We start from the raw sequence: 15,480 nt of genomic DNA on the forward strand, positions 1-15,480 counted from the left end.
TCAACAGGGTATAGCATGAAAGTAATTCAGATTAGTGACATACATATTATGCCTAATGCAAGCGCGCTGGCTTCGAAGCATCTTGCTAATTTCGAAAGGGCGATTGACTTCATTAACGCCAATGCCGACAAAATCAATGCCGACTTAATCATTGTGACAGGTGACATCTCTCATGATGGCGATATTCCCTCTTATGAGCGCTTCTTTAAAATAATGAATCGCACTACATTACCTTTCTATCTATTCCCAGGCAATCACGACAACAAAAAAAACCTGGACGATGAAGCCCGTAAACAGGGCGGCAGCTATGATATAAACTCGTTTGAAGATGACGAATGGCGCATGCTCAGCATCGACTCGGTGGTCGATAATGAAGATTTCGGCAGGGTCTCGACGCATTCGCTCGAAACGCTTGAAAAAGCCATAGTCTCGAGCGGCAATAAAAAGATCGCCGTCTTCCTACATCATCACCCTATTCCTGTAGGCACGCCCATTGTTGATAGTTGTATGTTAAGCAATGCTGAGGAGTTTTTGAGCCTCTGCCAACGATTAAACGTTAAGTTTATCGGCTCAGGCCATGCACATACGTTATTCCAAAGAAAGCTGGGGGAAACCTTAATCTCTGTTTCCCCGGCGATTTGTTCGCAATGGAAAAACGGCACAAGCGATGTCAGTACCATAGACAATTCGGCTTTCAGCGTGATTACCTTCGATAAGCATATTCACGTCGAACCCTGGTTTATTTAATCAACGTCAGTATTGTTTTTTTATATCCGTCACTTTTCTTTGCATTTTTCAATGAGGCAGAGAGTGCTCTGCCTTCCTTTACCCCGGCATAAAAGGCTATTTTTGTCGCATCCAGGGACTCCGTTTTGTCAACAAGATCACGATCCCTTAGAAAATCCGCCCCTGATATTGATATCGAGTCAACGTCATTTTTCAACGTCCACATACAGTTTCGTTTCTCTTCATGAATCGACAGTTTGGCCGAGGCGACTTTTATCTTAGATTCGGTCTCGGCGATAAAAGCGATGTCTTTCGGGTTAACGTGCCTGAGAAAATCGCCCTCAATGAGTTGCCCCCAGTTTTTTTTCACGAAAGTATGGGTGCCAAACTCTTTGAAAAGCCAATATCCATCCGCCGTTCGGATAACGCTACGATCTAACGTGTATAGGTAACTGGGAGAGTATATCTTTCTTAACTTTCTCATTATTTTAAATAAATCCATTTATTTCAGCCTCTTTATCGTTTTCAATAGAACACCGACGATCGCATAATCGCTATAGGACTTCACACTGCTATCTGAATCTAATGAGATGTTTGTAAACAACAAGTCGTCGTCGGAAACAAAAACTCGCCTTAAACATATTGGGTAATTTTTCAGCTTAACCAAGACGATATCGCCATCGCAAAATGGCTCCTTGAGGGAGATCACACAATACGTTCCACGGTCTAATTCAGGCGACAGTGAATTATTCGTTATCTCTACCACAAACAGCGAATCGTCCGCCATGTCATCGACTTCTGTCGTATAGGTATCTGCCGTTCTGATCGTGTTGGCCAAGAAACGCTCTACATCGCTGTAGCTAATGAGCGGAAGCGATCTCGCATTGTGTTTACCCTCTCCCGCGGCGCTTAAATCCTTGTCAGTCAGCTCCCCTACTTTTACGCTGAAAAACTCACCAATTGACGCAAGCGTGGCGATCGTGGGATTCCCCACGCCTTTCCTCAGATTATTGATCGTGGCAATACCTATCCCTGTTTCGCAGCTCAACCGACTGGCGTCAATCCCGTGCATGCGCATGAGGTAAGTGAGGTTTTCACCAATCATTTTCAATGACATACCATTTTCTTCTGATATTTTAATGTTGTTTAGTTGCATTATAATGTTTTAACCCTATACTTTAGCGTCATTAAAGTGAATTTAAAAACATTAAACCACTTACAGGGTGATCATGACAATGGCTCAGGGCGAAAGGTATATGAAAAAACAGAAAAACCATTGTAATAAAACAATTTTATTAAAAACCACCGTTCTTGACGAACGCGACTGGCTGCCATTGAAATAATTCAATTTACTTATAAAAACGCTACCTTAACTCCGCAGCAATTTAACGCGCAGAAGCCAACCTGGAGAGCAAGACGCATCCCGGTTCAATAATTTTAAAGAAAATGAGATGAATGTTTTATTCAGCGCTCATAGAGCGACTATTGCCTAACACTCGGGATTTTTTCTCCTTCAGAACACGAAGGAGCAGCGTCAGGGTCCGTAACGTCGAGTTCCGGTACATACCTGCGTTAATCGATTTTATGCCAAGAACGGCGACCAGAAAGGTGGCGTCGGGCCCCCAACACCAGGGAGCACCCAGCCCGGCGCCACCGCCCTACGTACTGAGTTGTACAGGAGAAAAACACAGGCACCGGGGGGATAATCACGTCCTTTGAAGATTCAACGCGCGAAGCGAGCGGGGAAAATGCAGGCCATCGGCCAGACGTAAGAAAAGGATTCAGCGGCAGGCTTGGCTGCCCGCTGCGCAAGCAAGAATGAACGCCTCATGCAAAATTGCGCCTCCCTCTTGCCAACCCGAGCGCCTCAGGCCAGAATACTGTACATTAAATCAGTATTTAAAGGTGAGTCATGTTTGTAGAATTGGTGTACGACAAACGCAACGTCGCTGGGCTGCCCAACGCCGCCGAGATTATTCGCAACGAGCTGGAAAAACGCGTGCACGTGTTGTTCCCGGAGGCGGAAGTGCGCGTGAAACCGATGCAGGTCAACGGCCTGAACTCCGACGCCAGCAAAAGCGATCGCGAAAAGCTGAACCGGATGTTGGAAGAGATGTTCGAAGAAGCGGATCAGTGGCTGATTATGGATATATAAACCCAATCTGAACGCCGGGCTGACCCACCGGCTATTATTTCCACCAGCATATCGCACCGCTCAACCTCCGGTTCCGCAGCGAATACCCCCTTGGGTCAAAGGACTAACTGCGGCACATGCCCCCGATTATCGGTTAATCCTGGCGCACTTCGAAGCGTGTATTCCTGCGTGGGCACCTTTTCCTCGTACAAGCACCATAACAAAAAGCCCCAGCATCGCTGCTGGGGCCTCTGTCATGGTGCCGGCTACCGGAATCGAACTGGTGACCTACTGATTACAAGTCAGTTGCTCTACCTACTGAGCTAAGCCGGCTGAATTTGGCGGAAGGACAGAGATTCGAACTCTGGGAGCTGTTACACTCGACGGTTTTCAAGACCGTTGCCTTAAACCACTCGGCCATCCTTCCAATGGGCGCTGATATTAGCGATACCGTTATGAAATGTCTATCGTTTTGATGCAAAAAAATCGCATCGGCGGCGCAGTTGCCTAAACTTCAGGCCTTAAACGCTTAAAAAATGAAAAGCCCCGCAAAAGCGAGGCTTTTATGTTCGGCTGAAACGCGATTACTTCGGCTGCGAATCGTAGTCTGAACAGGTTTGATAGCCCTTGTTCATGACATGGCCCGTGTCGTTGTAGCTGACAAAATACGTTTGCACTTTGCCATCGCGCGGCGCGACCGCATAGGTGTCGCAAGTGCCCTGCGCATGGATCAGCGTGGCGGACGTCGACGGCGGACCGGCAATCGCCCGCACCTGCTGCTTGGTCATCCCTACTTTGACATCGCTGACCACCGGCTCATTGACATAACTGGTTGCACGGTCATAGGCGGTGCAGCCGGCAAGAATGGAAAATACCGCCGCAGTGCCGACGGCCAAAACCAACTTCTTCGTCATAGCTTGTCCTCTTGGAGTACGTTTGTTGTCCCCTAAGTCTAGAAGTGGAAAGGCTTTTCTACAAACTCCCCTTTGTCGATCGGTGCGCTTTTTCTCGCGATCGGCCGGCGCGGGCGCGACATCGGATTCAAAAGCCGAAATCGCTCAGCGCCGGGACATCGTCCGGGCGCCGACCGAGCGGCCAATGAAAACGCCGATCCTGTTCGCGAATCGGCATGTCGTTGATGCAGGCATGGCGGTTGATCATCAACCCTTCCTGATTGAACTCCCAGTTTTCGTTGCCGAAGCTGCGATACCAGTTGCCGGAATCGTCGCGCCACTCATAGGCGAAACGCACCGCGATGCGCGCGCCGTCAAACGCCCACAGTTCCTTAATCAGCCGATACTCCAGCTCTTTCGCCCACTTGCGTTGCAAAAATGCGACCACCGCCGCGCGGCCGTCGACAAACTCCGCGCGATTACGCCAATGGGTATCGAGGGAATAGACCTGCGACACCCGCTCAGGATCGCGGCTGTTCCAGGCATCTTCCGCCAACCGTACTTTTTCGATGGCGGATTCACGGGTAAAAGGCGGCAATGGGGGTTTAATGCTCATGATCATCTCCTGCGTATAGGCAAGTAGACATCTCTGTCTACATCATTACGCTAGCGCATGTAGACAGAGTTGTCTACAATCACTCGAAAATAGCCAGGGAGAAAAATGATGACCACCGATCGCAATACCTTGCCCGCCCGTCAGCGCATCCTGCTGACGGCCCACGATCTGTTCTATCAGGAAGGGATCCGCGCCACCGGCATCGATCGCATCATCAAGGAATCAGGCGTCACTAAGGTGACGTTTTATCGCCACTTTCCCAGCAAGAACGATTTGATTACGGCGTTTTTGGCCTATCGCCACCAGCAGTGGCTAACCTGGTTCAGTACAGCGTTGGATCGACATGTGGCGCAGAGCGGCGGGTTACTGCCGGCGCTGGCGCCCTGCCTGGCGGAATGGTTCGACGATCCGCGTTTTCGCGGCTGCGCGTTTATCAATACGGCCGTGGAGATCGCCGATCTGCTGCCGGAAAGCCTGCACCTCGCCGGCCGGCATAAGCAACAGATGACGGATGAACTGGCGCGCCACCTGCCCGCAGACCCGCAGCGGGAACAGCACGCCGCGATATTGGCGATGCTGATCGACGGCGCCATCGTCAGGGTGCAGATTGAGCGCCAGCCGCAGCCGGCGTTGCAGGTGCTGAATGCCGCGCTGGCGTTGTTGGCGCAAGGCGGGTTCGATCAGTAATTGGCCCAGATGCCCGGCGTCACCAGTTCCAACAGGTGGGCGTCGGGATCGCGAAAGTAGATGCTCTCGCCACCGTGATCCCAACGCATGCGCCCCTCAATTTCCACGCCGTTGGCCGTCAGATGCCGTTCCCAGTGCGGCAGTTGGTCTTTTGCCACCGCCAGCCCGATATGCGCCGGCCCCACGCCATCGTGCGCGGGAATAAAGCCGGTCGGATAATGCGCCCCACGCAGCGAATCGCCCTCGACAAACAGCAACAATACGCTCCGATCGCCAACGTTATAGGCGCGGAACCGCTCGTTGGCGACCATCGCCGGCAGCTTCAGCACCTCTCGGTAGAAGGCGTCCGCTCGCTCAATATCGCTGACGTACAGCACCGTTTCGATCACCTTATCGATCTTGAGTTCCATATCATCCCCCCTCTTTTTTGTACTGACAGCGTAGGCTTAGAGGAGGAAAACCACGGTGCTTCCCGTGCCGATAGCGGATCAATCCGTGCTTTTTTACCGGTTTACAGGCAAAAAAAAACGCGGCCCGAAGGCCGCGCGATGACGTTCACACCGAGGTGCTTAGAACTGGTAAACCAGGCCCACGGCAACCACGTTGTCGGTGTTGATCCCGGCTGCGTCGGTGAAGTCGTTGTTGTCCACCAGGTTGATTTTGTAATCAACATAGGTAGACATGTTTTTGTTGAAGAAGTAGGTCGCACCCAGGTCGACGAATTTGACCAGGTCTTGATCGCCGTAGTCCTTGCCGTTACCGGCGCGGCCCAAGTCTTTACCTTTGGTCTGGTTATAGCCGACGAACGGACGCAGACCGAAATCGAACTGGTAGTGCGCGTAGGCTTCGAAGCTCTGCGCCTTGTTGGCGTAGCCGTAAACGCTGCTGTCGGAGCTGCCGAAACGCGCCGCGTTGTAGGACTGGGTGAACATCACCGCCAGGTAGACGTCGTTGGCGTCATATTTCAGACCGCCGGAGTAACCTTCGGCCTTGTCGCCGCGGCCCATGATGTTCTGGTGACCGTTAGCGCCGTTCTGCTCGCTGGTGCGGCGAGAGTTAAAGAAGGCGCCCGCCGCGCTGATGCCGTAGCCCATGTCATAGCTCATGGACATACCGTAGCCTTCGCCGTTCTGGCCAAGGACGTCGCGACCGTTGTTGGTCTCTTCGCCATTGCCGTTTTTACCCTGGTACTGCAGGGCGAAGTTCAGGCCGTCAACCAGACCGAAGAAGTCGTTGTTACGGTAGGTCGCCAGGCCGCTGGAACGCTGGAACATGAACTGGTCGGCGCCGTAGGTCATACCGTCGAACTCAGGCTGCAAGTCGGTATACGCCGCGACGTCGTACAGCACGCCGGTATTACGGCCGTAGTCGAAGGAACCGTAGTCGCCGAATTTCAGACCGGCGAAGCCGTAACGGGTGAAGTTCTTGTTGTCCTGGTTTTCAGCGTGGTTCAGGTTAGCCTGATATTCCCACTGGCCGTAGCCGGTCAGCTGATCGCTGATTTGCGTTTCGCCGCGCAGGCCAAAACGCATATAAGACTGGTCACCGTCCACGCCGTTGTTGCTGGAGAAATAGTGAAGACCGTCGACTTTACCGTACAAATCCAGTTTATTACCGTCTTTGTTGTAGATTTCCGCCGCGCCTGCTGTGCCTGCAACCAGCAGTGCGGGTACCATCAGAGAGAGTACTCGAAGTTTCATCGTTATTATCCTCGTTAATTATGTCGAGCTACGGCCACTGCCCTTTTCGAGCATTATTAGCACGACTGTGCATTACCATTCTGGTAACAAGGGTTATATTAATCCAGAAAGAAAATGATACCAAGTATCCGATAGTGTTTCAGCGTGATTAATAAAGGTTTCAAAATGTAAATGTGCACGAACTTTCACAAAACATTACCGACAAACAAAATAAAGCACTTAAAGACAAAGAATAGATTAATTGATAAAAAATCATGTAGTTATACAAATCTTTAAGAAAAAAAAGCCAACCATACAATTGTGCTGGACAATAAGCACATTGTGCCAAAACGCCGCCTGCACGCAGCCGCTATAATCACCTCGCTATCATCATTATTTTCATTATTACCTTCATTATCCGAAGATAATTTCTGCATACCTTTAACCGGCTTCTGGCCGGTTTTTTATTTTCCTCCACACTGTCCTCACAATTTCAATCCGCACAAATAGCACGCAAATAAATAACCTCGCGATATAGTTTCGCCAATTTACATCCGCACTAATTGCTAATCTTTTCTCTTATTTTGGTCTACAAATTGAATTTGTTTTTCATTTCGTGCTTTATCTCGCCGAATATTGTGCGTCACAGGCAAAATTGGCCGCGGAGTTTCACTTCTGGTAGCCTGAAAAAAAGCTCACCCTCAGCGAGTAAAGTCATGATGCCATTTCACCCAGAGGCGCTATGGCGGCGGCTGCAAGGCTCCCCCTTCCGCGCCCGTTTCCGTTTGAATCCCAAAGACCAGAGCTATCTTGACGACAAAGGCTTGCCGCTGATCCTCAGCCATGCCCGCGACTTTATCGATCGCCGTCTGGCCGCCGCCCACCCCAAAAACGATGGCAAGCAGACGCCGATGCGCGGCCACCCGGTGTTCGTCGCCCAACACGCCACCGCCACCTGCTGCCGAAGCTGCCTGGAAAAATGGCACGGCATACCGCAGGGCATCGCGCTGGGCGAGCAGCAAAAAGACTATATTGTCCAGGCGATCGCCCTGTGGCTGGTGCGCCGAGGCGGCGCCAGAGAGGAATCAGGCGCGAATCTTTTCGACCCGGATCGCGGATTGTGATAAAAACTGTCAGTAACTTTCGCCACTCTTTTGACCCAAGATCCTGACGCTTACATGACAGCCACCTTGTGCAATGAACAGCAAACGCCCGGCGTTCCTCAACAGATCGCCACCCGCCTGGCCTTTTTCGTCGCCGGCCTCGGCATGGCCGCCTGGGCGCCGCTGGTGCCCTTCGCCAAAACGCGCATCGGCCTCGATGACGGCTCGCTCGGCCTGCTGTTGTTATGTATCGGCGCCGGCTCCATGTTGGCGATGCCGCTGACCGGCTTCCTGACCGGCAAACTGGGCTGCCGCGCGGTGATCCTGATGGCGGGGCTGGGGCTGTGCATCGATTTGCCGTTGCTGGCGCTGATGGACTCCCTCGGCGGCATGGCCGTGGCACTGCTGTTGTTCGGCGCGGCGATCGGCATGATAGACGTGGCGATGAACGTGCAGGCAGTGATCGTCGAGCGCAACAGCGGCAAGGCGATGATGTCCGGCTTTCACGGCTTTTTCAGTATCGGCGGCATCGCCGGCGCAGGCGGCGTCAGCGCGCTGCTGTGGCTGGGGCTGACGCCGCTGCAATCCACCCTGATCACCGTGCTGGCGGTGATCGTGCTGCTGGCGTTCGCCAGCCGCCATCTGCTGCGTGACAGCGGCGCCGACGACGGCGGACCGATGTTCGTCTTGCCGCGCGGTTGGGTGATGTTTATCGGCATTCTGTGCTTTATCATGTTCCTGGCGGAAGGCTCGATGCTCGACTGGAGCGCGCTGTTCCTCACCACGCTGCGCGGCGTCGAACACAGCCAGGCCGGGCTGGGCTATGCGCTGTTTTCCATCACCATGACGCTCGGCCGCCTCAATGGCGATCGGGTGGTGAACTCGCTGGGCCGCTACCGGGTGCTGCTGCTGGGCAGCCTGTGCGCCGCTGTCGGTCTCAGCCTGGCTATCGCCTTCAATCACGCCACCGTTTCGCTGGTCGGTTTCATGCTGGTTGGCCTGGGCGCTTCCAACGTCGTGCCGATTCTGTTCAGCGCCGCGGGCAACCAACGCGATATGCCGGCCAATTTGGCGATCGCGTCCGTTACCACCGTCGGCTATGCCGGTATTCTGGCCGGCCCGGCGCTGATCGGCTTTGTCGCTCAGTTTTCCAGCCTGACGGTGGCCTTCGCCTGCGTAGCCACTCTGCTGTTGGCGGTGACCGCCAGCGCCAGGGCCGTCACTCGCTGATTCAGGAATGCGCAGCCACTATGCAAAATAAACAACTGACCATTAGCTCCAGCAATATCACTCGCTGCTTCCTGCTGTTTATCGTGCTGCTGACGATCGGCATCGGCCTGTATGGCTACAACTACACCAACGCCTGGCTGGCGGAAAAGAAGTACACGCTGAACAGCATCGCCGGTTCGCTGCAAAAGCGCATCGATACCTATCGCTACATGACCTATCAGGTCTATGACAAATTCGGCAACGCGCCGGCGCAGAATGTCGATCCCGGTTTGCAGGAAACCCGCCTGCGCCCCGACGTCTACTATGTCGAGAAGCCGCACAAGAAAACCGACGCGGTGATCTTCGGCAGCCATGACGAGAACACGCTGGCGATGATCGCCAACATTTCGGACTACCTGGACAACCGTTGGGGCGCCAAGACCGAGAGCTACGCCATGTATTACCTCAATGGTCAGGACAACAGCCTCAGTCTGATCACCACTCAGCCGCTCAAAGAGCTGGCTTCGCGCTTTAGGGAAAGCTACCTGACCACTTCGGCGGACGAACGCCGCGCCGAGATGCTGCAACAGGCCAATATGCTCGACGAACGCGAGAGCTTTTCCGATCTGCGCAAACAGCGCTTCCAGAACGCCTATTCGTTCTCGATTCGCACCACCTTTAATCAGCCGGGGCATCTGGCGACGGTGATCGCCTTCGACTTGCCGATCAACGACATCATTCCGGCCAACCTGGCCCGCGCCAATTTCCTGCTGCAGCCGGACGATGTCGAGCTCGACGACAGCGCCATCCCGGCGGAAACCGCCCTCGGCGCCCAGGCGGCGATGAGCGGCGGCTGGGTGGAGTTCAGCGCCGCCCTGCCCAATGCGCCGCTGAAGGTGGTGTATCGCGTTTCGGCCATTAATCTGGCCATCGATCTGCTGCGCAACAACATCTGGCTGATCGCGGTCAATCTGCTGCTGTTGGCGCTCTCGATGCTGAGCATCTACTTTATCCGCCGCCAGTACATCCGCCCGAGCGAAAACATGGCGGTTGAGCTGGAGGCCGAGCGCGCGCTGAATCAGGAAATCGTCTCCAGCCTGCCCTCCGGCCTGCTGGTTTACAGCTTCGCCAACAATGCGGTGATCGCCAGCAACAAAATCGCCGAGCACCTGCTGCCGCACCTCAGCCTGCAAAAAATCGCCCATATGGCCGAACAGCACCACGGCGTCATTCAGGCAACGGTCAACAACGAGGTGTATGAAATCCGCATTTTCCGCAGCCAACTGTCGCCGGATACCTACCTGTTCCTGATGCACGATCAGGATAAAGAGGTCATGGTGAACAAGCGGCTGCAGCAGGCACGGCGTGAATACGACAAAAACGTGCAGGCGCGCAAACTGATGTTGCACAACCTGGGCATCGAACTGAATCAGCCGGTGCGCCAGATGCACGATCTGGTCGACAGCCTGCGCAACCAGCCGGATGAGGAACAACAGCAGGCGCTGCTGGGCCAACTGACGGCGGCGTCGTCGTCGGTGCTGGGATTGATCGATAACATCACTCTGCTGACGCGGCTGGAAACCCAGGACTGGCAACCGACGCGCGAGCCGTTCAACCCGGCGGCGATGATCGACGAGTTGCTGCTGGAAGCCCTGCCCGCCCTCAATCAAAAGGGGCTGGCGCTGTTCAAGCATTTCCAGCTGGACGTCGAACAGAACTACATCGGCGACGCCAACGCGCTGCGCAAAGTGATCTCGCTGCTGGTGCATTACGCCATTATCACCACCGCCTGCGGCAAGATTTCTCTGGTCATCGACCATGAGCCCGAACACCCGGATCGCCTGATTTTCCAAATCAACGACACCGGCTCCGGCATCTCCAACGAAGAGATCAGCAATCTCAATTACCCGTTCCTCAGCCAGACGCTGGTGGACCGCTTCAACCACGGTTCCGGCCTCACTTTCTTCCTGTGCAATCAGCTGTGCAAGAAGCTTAACGGCCAGTTGGACATTCGCAGTAAAGTGGATATCGGCACTCGCTATACCATTCGCGTCGCCATGGAGATGGAGAGAAAAGAGCCGCAGGAACAGGAAAAGCTGCTCGACGGCGTCACCGCCCTGCTGGACATCACGTCAGATGAAGTGCGCGGCATCGTGACCCGCCTGTTGCAGGCTTACGGCGCCGACTGCCTCGTCGCCGAAGATCGCGCGGTCAACCGCGATTATGACGTGCTGCTGACCGATAACCCGCAGCGAGCCGATGATTACACGCTGTTGCTGGCGACCGATGAACCGGGTTGGCAAGCGCTGGATAAACGCTACATTCGGGTGAACTATAACCTGAACGGCGCATTAATCGACGCCGTGCTGATGCTGATCGAACAGCAAATGGCCGCGCTGGAGCAGGAAGAAAGTCCGCTTTCATTGAGCTCAGAAGATATCCAACTCTATGAAAAACAATTGAAATCAAGTGATTACTATGGGCTGTTTGTCGATACAGTACCCGATGATGTCAAAAAACTGTATACTGAGGCGGGCAGCAGTGATTTCAATGCGCTGTCACAAACCGCACACCGCCTGAAAGGCGTGTTTGCCATGTTAAATCTGCTTCCCGGCAAGCAGCTGTGCGAATCGTTAGAACAGCGCATCGCAGAAGGTGATGCGCCCGAGATCGAGAATAACATCAGTCAGATTGATTTTTTCGTCAGCAGACTGCTGAAGCAAGGTAGCCAACAACATGAATAACCTGAACGTAATTATTGCTGATGACCATCCTATCGTACTGTTTGGCATCCGGAAGTCACTTGAGCAAATTGAATGGGTGAATGTCGTTGGGGAGTTCGAAGACTCAACCGCACTGATCAACAATCTGTCCAAGCTGGATGCCAACGTGCTGATCACCGATCTGTCGATGCCGGGTGACAAGTATGGCGACGGCATCACGCTGATTAAGTACATCAAGCGTCATTATCCGCAGTTGTCGATCATCGTGCTGACCATGAACAACAACCCGGCGATCCTGAGCGCGGTATTGGATCTGGATATCGAAGGCATCGTGCTGAAACAAGGCGCGCCGACCGATCTGCCGAAGGCGCTGGCCGCCCTGCAGAAAGGCAAGAAGTTCACGCCGGAAAGCGTCTCCAAACTGCTGGAGAAAATCAGCGCCAGCGGCTATGGCGACAAACGCCTGTCGCCGAAAGAGAGCGAAGTGCTGCGTCTGTTCGCCGAAGGTTTCCTGGTGACCGAAATCGCCAAGAAACTCAACCGCAGCATCAAAACCATCAGCAGCCAGAAGAAATCGGCGATGATGAAGCTGGGCGTAGAAAACGACATCGCCCTGCTCAACTACCTCTCGTCCGTCAGCATGACGCCGTTGGACAAAGACTAAAGCCCGCCTCACGGCAGGTTAACGCCAAACAGGCACGGCATCCGCCGTGCCTGTTTGCTTTTCAGGCCTCGCTGCGGTTGTAGCGTACCTGCTGGCTGTAATAAGCCAATGTCTGCTCCAGCGTCTCCAGCGTAACCGGTTTCGACAGGCAATTATCCATGCCCGCCTCGAGACAGCGCTGCTTCTCCTCCGCCAACGCGTTCGCCGTCACGCCGATCACCGGCGCGCTGAACTGCATCTCCCGCAGCGCCTGCGTCAGGCGATAGCCGTCCATGTTCGGCATATTGACGTCGGTCAACACAATATCGACGTGGTGCTGTTTCAGTACGGCGAGCGCGTCTACGCCGTCGTTGGCGGTCACCACCTGATACCCCAGCGACCCCAGCTGATCGGAAAGCAGACGACGGTTGATCGGATGATCGTCGACCACCAGCAGATGAATATCGCCGTTGTCCGCCGCGCTGGCCTTGGCGGGCACTGGCAGCTGCACCAGCGCCTCTGCCGCGCCGTTGCCGACGCCGAACAATCGGTTGATCAAGGTCAGCGTTTCACGCGGCGTAGAGGTGCTGTGCATCCAATAGCCTGGCCGGGTTTCCAGCGACGGGCCGATATGTTCGGTCGAGAACTGGATCTGAGCCAACAGCGGCGTGTTCAGCATCAGCGGATAATCGCTGAGCATCACCTCGTCGGCGGCGGTCTCCTGCCCGTCATAGCGCTGGATATCGGCGCCGTAGCCGCCCAGAATCGCCATCAGGTAGCTTTCCAGCCGCTGATTGCGGATATCCAGCCACAGCCGCCGGCCCTGCCAGGTATCGCTGGCCTGCGGGATCGGGAACTGGGCATTAAACAATGGAATGCGAATGCTGAACAAGCTGCCCAGCCCCGGTTCGGACTCGACGGAGACGTCGCCGTCCATCAGGTTGACCAATTTCTCGCAGATCGCCAGCCCCAAACCGGTGCCCTGGAAGTGGCGCTGCACGCCGGTGCCCACCTGGAAGAACGGATCGAACAGGCGTGAGATCTCCTTCTCCGGAATACCGACGCCGGTATCGCGCACGCTGAATTCCAGGTAGCTGCCGCGGGTGCAGACCTGCAGCACGATGCAGCCGGTATCGGTGAACTTGATGGCGTTGTTCACCAGGTTGGACAGCACCTGCTGCAGCCGCACCGGATCGCCGAAGATACGCTCCGGCACGTTTTGCTCGATAAAGCAGTACAGCCCCAAACGTTTCTTCACCACCAACGGCAAATAGTTGCCGGCGATATGGGTGATCACCTCCAGGCAGGAGAACTCACGCGGTTCAATCTTCAGCTGCTCGGACTCGATTTTGGAGAAGTCGAGGATATCGCTGATGATTTTCAGCAGCAGCCCGGAAGAGTTGTTCATCGCATTCACCAGCCGATCGACCCCTGGCGGTAACGCCTTGGTCTGCAGCAGATCGAGGTTGCCGATAATGCCGTACAGCGGCGTGCGCAGCTCATGGCTGACAGTGGCCAGGAACATCGATTTAGACTGGCTGGCCTGCTCCGCCGCCGCCGCCATCTCCTGCAGCGACTCTTCCATTTTCACGCGCGCGCTGACGTCCACCAGCACGCAGATCGCCACCTCTTCGTTGCGGTAACGCGAATGGACAAAGCTGATCTGCAGATTATTGTTGTTGCTGGTCATCACATCGACGAAGTTCGCCTGCTGTTCGCAGATGATGCGCGTAATGCGATCGCGATCTTCGTGGGTCAACAGGTTGATGTAGTTGTGCGCCAGTTCGTTACTCAGAATATTGGTGCCGTCGCTGATGCGCAGGATACAGATGCCCACCGGCGCCGAGGCGACGATCTTGCGGTTGAACTGTTCGTGTTCTTCCAGCCGGAAGGCATTGTCCTCCGCCGGCAGGAACATCTTGCGCTCAAACAGCCAAGCCAGCGTGAACAGCACGATGGCCGACAACAGGTTCAGCAACAGCGCATTGAGGATCAGCATCTTGAAGCGTTCCACCACGCTTTTCACCGGCAGCGCATAAACGATGCTCAGCGATGAAGGCGGCAGCGCTTTTTTCAGGATCAGATCGCGGTAGTTGTCGACATAACCGAAGTAAGCATGCTCTTCGGGGTAGCTGTTGAGCGCAGCGGCATAGCGATCGCCATCCGCCAGGCGCAGTATCGGATCGTTGTTTTCATCCAGCAGCGTGACGCCGATCGGCAGGTTGCCGGCGGTGACGAAATCTTCCAGCCGGACGGTTTGCTCGATGCCCAGCAGCGCCTCCAGCTTGTTGCCGATATAGAGAGGCGTCAGCACATACAGATAACCGATGTCAGGCCGCTGCGCGCTGGGACTAATCCAATACAGGTTGTTGTCTTTGTCCAGATTCTTGGCGTTGCGGTATTTCAGAATGCGCTCGTGCAGCAGCTTCAGCATGTTTTCCCGGTTGGCGACCGCGTTGCCGCCGCCGAATTCCGCCAGACACAGGCTGTCGCCGCCGATAAAGAACACCCGGTTGAGATCGTAGGCCGCCACGAAGTTTTCTTTCCAATACTGGATCAGGCCGCTCAGCGAATCGAGTGAACTGCGGTAAGTGGCGCTCAGGGCGCAGTTAGACTCTGGATACAGCGGATAGAATTGCGGTGGGCTGCCCTTGCCGGGGATCACGCCGCTGAACATGTCCAGGCCGCTGACCGAACCGTTGAGGCGGTTTTCCGCCATGTACTTGATGTCGCGTATGATGTCGGCGGAATGGCGAATATAGCCCTGCGCCTGATCGAAATTGAGGTTGTACTCCTGGCGGATGTCCGATTCTTTCTGATGCAGGATATTCAGAATATAAAAGGTGGTGAGCAGCGCTCCCAACGACCACAGCAAAATCGCCAGCACCCGGAACAGATAGCGGGATATCTTCAGCGTAGTTCGAAAAGAGGCTAAATATTTCAATCGGATACCATACGAAAGTCAGTGGCGGCGCGCGTTGTCGCCGGCGCAGCGGCCGGCGGCTCGGTGCGCCAATTAAACCATATAACTGAAAAAGGGCCTAGCATCGCTGCCAGGCCCTTTTGT

Annotated in this window: 14 protein-coding genes and 2 tRNA genes; 7 read left to right on the plus strand and 9 right to left on the minus strand. The window is 54.7% G+C overall.

Annotated features, from left to right (window positions below; all coding sequences use genetic code 11):
• Positions 1–15 precede the first annotated feature (15 nt).
• Entirely contained in the window at positions 16–747 is a 732-nt protein-coding gene (locus tag ACSBQS_RS12750; RefSeq protein WP_197665958.1) for a metallophosphoesterase family protein, read from the plus strand.
• Here ACSBQS_RS12750 and ACSBQS_RS12755 read toward each other — a convergent pair.
• On the minus strand, positions 740–1,228 hold the full coding sequence (locus tag ACSBQS_RS12755) for a hypothetical protein (protein ID WP_089194996.1): 489 nt from the start codon (positions 1,226–1,228) through the stop codon (positions 740–742). The two genes, ACSBQS_RS12750 and ACSBQS_RS12755, sit on opposite strands and share 8 nt — an antisense overlap.
• Positions 1,229–1,882 (minus strand): helix-turn-helix domain-containing protein, encoded by a 654-nt coding sequence (locus ACSBQS_RS12760; RefSeq protein WP_197665957.1) that lies wholly within the window; start codon positions 1,880–1,882, stop codon positions 1,229–1,231.
• 756 nt (positions 1,883–2,638) lie between these two features.
• Between ACSBQS_RS12760 and ACSBQS_RS12765 the strand changes: the two genes are divergently transcribed.
• A complete protein-coding gene (locus tag ACSBQS_RS12765; protein WP_434990711.1) occupies positions 2,639–2,881 on the plus strand; it encodes a DinI family protein in 243 nt (80 codons plus the stop codon).
• A gap of 236 nt (positions 2,882–3,117) precedes the next feature.
• Here the strand turns inward: ACSBQS_RS12765 and ACSBQS_RS12770 are convergent.
• The 4 genes from ACSBQS_RS12770 to ACSBQS_RS12785 all read right to left on the minus strand — a co-directional run bounded on the left by ACSBQS_RS12770 (position 3,118) and on the right by ACSBQS_RS12785 (position 4,369).
• A tRNA-Thr gene (locus ACSBQS_RS12770) sits at positions 3,118–3,193 on the minus strand.
• 6 nt (positions 3,194–3,199) lie between these two features.
• Positions 3,200–3,287 (minus strand) — tRNA-Ser (locus ACSBQS_RS12775).
• A gap of 157 nt (positions 3,288–3,444) precedes the next feature.
• Entirely contained in the window at positions 3,445–3,774 is a 330-nt protein-coding gene (gene osmE / locus ACSBQS_RS12780) for an osmotically-inducible lipoprotein OsmE (RefSeq protein ID WP_004935874.1), read from the minus strand.
• Between the two features lie 127 nt (positions 3,775–3,901).
• On the minus strand, positions 3,902–4,369 hold the full coding sequence (locus tag ACSBQS_RS12785; protein WP_033643833.1) for a DUF1348 family protein: 468 nt from the start codon (positions 4,367–4,369) through the stop codon (positions 3,902–3,904).
• 108 nt (positions 4,370–4,477) lie between these two features.
• Here ACSBQS_RS12785 and ACSBQS_RS12790 point away from each other — a divergent pair, with 108 nt between their 5' ends.
• Positions 4,478–5,056, plus strand: coding sequence for a TetR/AcrR family transcriptional regulator (locus ACSBQS_RS12790; RefSeq protein WP_103100937.1), 579 nt, complete (start codon positions 4,478–4,480; stop codon positions 5,054–5,056).
• Here ACSBQS_RS12790 and ACSBQS_RS12795 read toward each other — a convergent pair.
• Together ACSBQS_RS12795 and ompC are read right to left on the minus strand one after the other, a co-directional pair.
• Positions 5,050–5,466, minus strand: a complete 417-nt coding sequence (locus tag ACSBQS_RS12795) for a VOC family protein (protein ID WP_033643835.1) — start codon at positions 5,464–5,466, stop codon at positions 5,050–5,052. The two genes, ACSBQS_RS12790 and ACSBQS_RS12795, sit on opposite strands and share 7 nt — an antisense overlap.
• Before the next feature lie 159 nt (positions 5,467–5,625).
• Positions 5,626–6,756, minus strand: coding sequence for a porin OmpC (gene ompC / locus ACSBQS_RS12800; protein ID WP_033643836.1), 1,131 nt, complete (start codon positions 6,754–6,756; stop codon positions 5,626–5,628).
• 695 nt (positions 6,757–7,451) lie between these two features.
• On the opposite strand from ompC, the gene ACSBQS_RS12805 reads away from it, so the two are divergent.
• The 4 genes from ACSBQS_RS12805 to rcsB are packed head-to-tail and all read left to right on the plus strand — an operon-like array spanning position 7,452 to position 12,434.
• Positions 7,452–7,859 carry a DUF4186 domain-containing protein gene (locus tag ACSBQS_RS12805; protein ID WP_071845124.1) on the plus strand — a complete coding sequence of 136 codons (408 nt, stop codon included), beginning with the start codon at positions 7,452–7,454 and terminating at the stop codon, positions 7,857–7,859.
• A gap of 54 nt (positions 7,860–7,913) precedes the next feature.
• Positions 7,914–9,068 carry an MFS transporter gene (locus ACSBQS_RS12810; protein ID WP_197665956.1) on the plus strand — a complete coding sequence of 385 codons (1,155 nt, stop codon included), beginning with the start codon at positions 7,914–7,916 and terminating at the stop codon, positions 9,066–9,068.
• A gap of 20 nt (positions 9,069–9,088) precedes the next feature.
• Positions 9,089–11,791: a phosphotransferase RcsD gene (rcsD, locus tag ACSBQS_RS12815; RefSeq protein ID WP_033643838.1), complete on the plus strand. Its 2,703-nt coding sequence runs from the start codon at positions 9,089–9,091 to the stop codon at positions 11,789–11,791.
• Positions 11,784–12,434: a response regulator transcription factor RcsB gene (gene rcsB / locus ACSBQS_RS12820; RefSeq protein ID WP_004935900.1), complete on the plus strand. Its 651-nt coding sequence runs from the start codon at positions 11,784–11,786 to the stop codon at positions 12,432–12,434. The genes rcsD and rcsB overlap by 8 nt, the downstream gene beginning before the upstream one ends.
• Before the next feature lie 61 nt (positions 12,435–12,495).
• Here rcsB and rcsC read toward each other — a convergent pair whose 3' ends face one another.
• Entirely contained in the window at positions 12,496–15,357 is a 2,862-nt protein-coding gene (gene rcsC / locus ACSBQS_RS12825) for a two-component system sensor histidine kinase RcsC (protein ID WP_033643839.1), read from the minus strand.
• Between the last annotated feature and the right edge of the window lie 123 nt (positions 15,358–15,480).

The sequence above is a fragment of the Serratia sp. H402Y genome, from assembly GCF_051172415.1.
Taxonomy (GTDB): Bacteria; Pseudomonadota; Gammaproteobacteria; order Enterobacterales; family Enterobacteriaceae; genus Serratia; species Serratia ureilytica.

What these genes read in the sequence shown, in the direction of transcription:
- ACSBQS_RS12750 (WP_197665958.1), top strand. Translation starts at nt 16, where the DNA reads ATGAAAGTAATTCAGATTAGTGACATACATATTATGCCTAATGCAAGC.
- ACSBQS_RS12755 (WP_089194996.1), bottom strand. Translation starts at nt 1,228, where the DNA reads ATGGATTTATTTAAAATAATGAGAAAGTTAAGAAAGATATACTCTCCC.
- ACSBQS_RS12760 (WP_197665957.1), bottom strand. Translation starts at nt 1,882, where the DNA reads ATGCAACTAAACAACATTAAAATATCAGAAGAAAATGGTATGTCATTG.
- ACSBQS_RS12765 (WP_434990711.1), top strand. Translation starts at nt 2,639, where the DNA reads ATGTTTGTAGAATTGGTGTACGACAAACGCAACGTCGCTGGGCTGCCC.
- osmE (WP_004935874.1), bottom strand. Translation starts at nt 3,774, where the DNA reads ATGACGAAGAAGTTGGTTTTGGCCGTCGGCACTGCGGCGGTATTTTCC.
- ACSBQS_RS12785 (WP_033643833.1), bottom strand. Translation starts at nt 4,369, where the DNA reads ATGAGCATTAAACCCCCATTGCCGCCTTTTACCCGTGAATCCGCCATC.
- ACSBQS_RS12790 (WP_103100937.1), top strand. Translation starts at nt 4,478, where the DNA reads ATGACCACCGATCGCAATACCTTGCCCGCCCGTCAGCGCATCCTGCTG.
- ACSBQS_RS12795 (WP_033643835.1), bottom strand. Translation starts at nt 5,466, where the DNA reads ATGGAACTCAAGATCGATAAGGTGATCGAAACGGTGCTGTACGTCAGC.
- ompC (WP_033643836.1), bottom strand. Translation starts at nt 6,756, where the DNA reads ATGAAACTTCGAGTACTCTCTCTGATGGTACCCGCACTGCTGGTTGCA.
- ACSBQS_RS12805 (WP_071845124.1), top strand. Translation starts at nt 7,452, where the DNA reads ATGATGCCATTTCACCCAGAGGCGCTATGGCGGCGGCTGCAAGGCTCC.
- ACSBQS_RS12810 (WP_197665956.1), top strand. Translation starts at nt 7,914, where the DNA reads ATGACAGCCACCTTGTGCAATGAACAGCAAACGCCCGGCGTTCCTCAA.
- rcsD (WP_033643838.1), top strand. Translation starts at nt 9,089, where the DNA reads ATGCAAAATAAACAACTGACCATTAGCTCCAGCAATATCACTCGCTGC.
- rcsB (WP_004935900.1), top strand. Translation starts at nt 11,784, where the DNA reads ATGAATAACCTGAACGTAATTATTGCTGATGACCATCCTATCGTACTG.